This is a genomic window from uncultured Cardiobacterium sp. (genome assembly GCF_938028185.1).
GTDB lineage: Bacteria > Pseudomonadota > Gammaproteobacteria > Cardiobacteriales > Cardiobacteriaceae > Cardiobacterium.
This window is the reverse complement of sequence record NZ_CALJAH010000367.1, coordinates 1-3,003: the sequence shown is the minus strand read 5'-3', so window position 1 is coordinate 3,003 and position 3,003 is coordinate 1. Positions and strand designations below refer to the sequence as shown.

Annotated in this window: 3 protein-coding genes; 2 read left to right on the top strand and 1 reads right to left on the bottom strand. The window is 65.8% G+C overall.

The features are described 5' to 3' along the window. Nucleotides 1-48: 48 nt before the first annotated feature. Nucleotides 49-828, top strand: a complete 780-nt coding sequence (locus Q0349_RS10870) for an HAD-IC family P-type ATPase (RefSeq protein ID WP_298080966.1) — start codon at nucleotides 49-51, stop codon at nucleotides 826-828. A gap of 49 nt (nucleotides 829-877) precedes the next feature. On the opposite strand, the gene Q0349_RS10865 is transcribed toward Q0349_RS10870, so the two are convergent. After that, nucleotides 878-1,861, bottom strand: a complete 984-nt coding sequence (locus Q0349_RS10865) for an SMP-30/gluconolactonase/LRE family protein (RefSeq protein WP_298080965.1) — start codon at nucleotides 1,859-1,861, stop codon at nucleotides 878-880. 122 nt (nucleotides 1,862-1,983) lie between these two features. On the opposite strand from Q0349_RS10865, the gene Q0349_RS10860 reads away from it, so the two are divergent. Next, entirely contained in the window at nucleotides 1,984-2,874 is an 891-nt protein-coding gene (locus Q0349_RS10860) for a LysR family transcriptional regulator (RefSeq protein ID WP_298080964.1), read from the top strand. Nucleotides 2,875-3,003 lie beyond the last annotated feature (129 nt).

Here is a 3,003-nt window from a genome sequence, read left to right as displayed (position 1 = left end):
CCGCTAGGAACCCCCCCCCTCCCCTCCCCCACAGGGGGAGGGAGCGCAATGGCTGCCACCTTACGCGCCGATGCAGAATCATCAACCGAATCCCCCCCTCCCCTGCAGGGTGCGCCAGCACCCGCAGCGGGGGAGGGTCGGGGTGGGGGTAGCACCCGTTCTGCTATCTCCGATGCTGAAACATCATCCGGCAAAACCGCGAACCCATCGCCGAGCGCCGCTCCCGAAACCACCAACCACGTTTACCTCGCCGAAAACAGCACCCTGCGCGCCCACTACCAACTGGGCGACCCGGAACGCGCCAACCTCGCCGCGACTCTGGCGCAACTCAAAACCCGCTACCACCTCGCCATTGCCAGCGGCGACCGCGCCGACAACGTCGCCCGCCTTGCCGCCCGCTACGGCATCGAAGACCACCACGGTGGCCTTGACCCCGCCGCCAAACTGGCGCTGCTCGAAGCCAACGACCCGGAACACACCCTGATGATCGGCGACGGCATCAACGACGCGCCGGTGCTTGCCCGCGCCAGCGTCTCCGTCGCCGTGGGTCGCGCCAACCCGCTCTCCCAAACCCACGCCGACATCGTCCTCCTGAAAAACGGCCCGGAAGCGCTGCCCTACCTGCTGGAACTCGCCGCGCGCAGCCGCCGCATCACCCGGCAAAACCTCGCCTGGGCGACCGTCTATAACCTCACTATCCTGCCGCTCGCCATCAGCGGCCACCTCACCCCGTGGATTGCGGCGCTGGGCATGAGCGCCAGCTCGCTGCTGGTCATTGCCAACGCGCTGCGCATCCACCGCACCGCACCACCGCCTGCCACCGAATGATGCTCACAAAAAAACGCCGCATCCCGCGGCGTTTTTTATGGCAAAGGCTCTATTGCCCCGCCAGCGCTGCAACCGTCGCAGGCAGCTCAAAGCGGCGTACGCGGAAGGGTTTGAGGCCGTCTTTCGCGCGTTCGGGGATGAACAACGCCGCCACTTGGCTTTCAGCGACGTAAATTTTGCCGTCATGCACGGCGACGCCGGTCGGCACGGCGAGATCGGCATTTTCGATGACCGGCGTCAGGCGGGCGCGGTCGCCGTCAATTTCGAGCAAGCTGATTTTGCCCCGGTTGGCAACGACGCTCGCTTCGCAGATGAGCATTTTGCCGGGCGCGAGCAGGGCGATGCCGTCCGGGTCGTCAATACGGCGCGGCAGGCGGATGATTTCAGGCTCGCCCGCCGGTTGTTCGTCGGCGGTGAGGCGCAGGCGCAGCAGCTCGCCGCTGTCCAGTTTGCCGACGTAGAGCGTGCGCGCATCGGCTTCAAGCGCGAGGTTATTCAGCGCGTAGCTTTCGCCCGCGAATTTGTCGCTTTTCAGCCAAACGTCCAGCTTGTCGCTGCCCGGTCGCAGCACGAGGATTTCCGGGTTGAGGCTGTCTGTCACCAGCACCGCGCCGGAAGGCAGGACAACCATGTCGTTGCAATAGGCCTTTGCGCCGCCGGGCAAGTCCCAACTGCCTTGCAGGCTGCCGTCTTTGAGCGCAAAGGCCTTGAGGGCGGAGGCGCCTTTTTTGGCGTGCGGGTTGGCGCCGTTGTGGCTGGAGCAGACGTAGAGCAGGCCGCGTTTTGCGTCAATGCGGCCGCCTTGCGCGCCCATCAGTCCGCCGCTGCCGGGGGCGGTGAAGGGTTCGGCGGTATCCGCGCCGGGGCGGACGCGATCGACCGCGCCGCGTCCCATGCTGGTGACGTAGAGATTGCCGTCGTCATCGAAGACGACGCCTTCGGGATGGGCGTGTTCCGGCAGGGCGATGTCGGCGGCAAGTGCGGGGACGACAAGCGCCGCGAGGGCGAGGGCAACAAGGGATTGGCGTTTCATGGATTCTCCGTGGTTGAAAGGGAGGCGCATGATAGACACCGCGATTGTGCGAGATAAGCCGCCTTTTATCGCATGAATTGCTGCATGAAACGGTACAATCCGCGCTTTTCCCCGGAATCATCATGCGAACCTCCGAACTGGGCGAACTCGCCGCCTTTGCCGCCATCGCCCGCGAAGGCAGTTTCCGCCGCGCCGCCGCGCAACTGAACCTGAAACCGACCACCCTCTCGCACACCCTGCGCACGTTGGAAGCGCGCCTCGGCGTGCGCCTCTTGAACCGCACCACCCGCAGCGTCGCGCTGACCGAAGCGGGGCAGCAACTCTACGCCACCCTCGCCCCGGCGCTGGAAGAAATCGACGCGGCGCTGGAAACGGTGAACGGCTTTCGCGCTCACCCGATGGGGCGGCTGCGCATCAGCGTGCCGCGCAGCGCCGCCGCCTGCCACATCCTGCCGCTGTTCTGCCGCTTCAGCGAACACTACCCGGACATCGTGCTGGAACTCGCCGCCGACAACGGCTTTATTGACATCGTCAAAGAAGGTTTCGACGCGGGCGTGCGTCTCGGCGAAAGCGTCGCGCCGGGCATGGTGGCGGTGCGCATCACGCCCGACATGAGCCGCGCCGTGGTCGGCGCGCCTGCCTACTTCGCGCAGCGCCCGCCGCCGCAAACGCCGCACGACCTGCGTGCGCACAACTGCATCGGCTATCGCAAAATCAGCAGCGGCGAACTGCACCGCTGGGCATTCGCCAAAGACGGCGAAACGCTGAACATCGCCGTGCGCGGCAACCTCATCCTCGATGACGCCGAACTGATGCTCAATGCCGCCACCGATGGCGTCGGCCTCGCCTACACCGCCGACGCCTACGCCGCATCCGCGCTCGCCGACGGGCGCCTACAACGGGTACTGGCCGACTGGTGCCCGCCGTTTCCCGGTTTTTACCTCTACTACCCCGGCAGACGGCAGATTTCGGCGGCGCTGCGCGCGCTGATTGAGACGCTGAAAGTGTCTTGAGACCGCTAAGGGCTGTTTATATTTCAACCCTGCCCCGTTGTGAGCTTTGCTCTGCGGTCATCCACCAAACTGCTCCCTCCCCTGCAGGGCGAAGCCCGCAGCGGGGGAGGGTTGGGGAGGGGGTGAGCG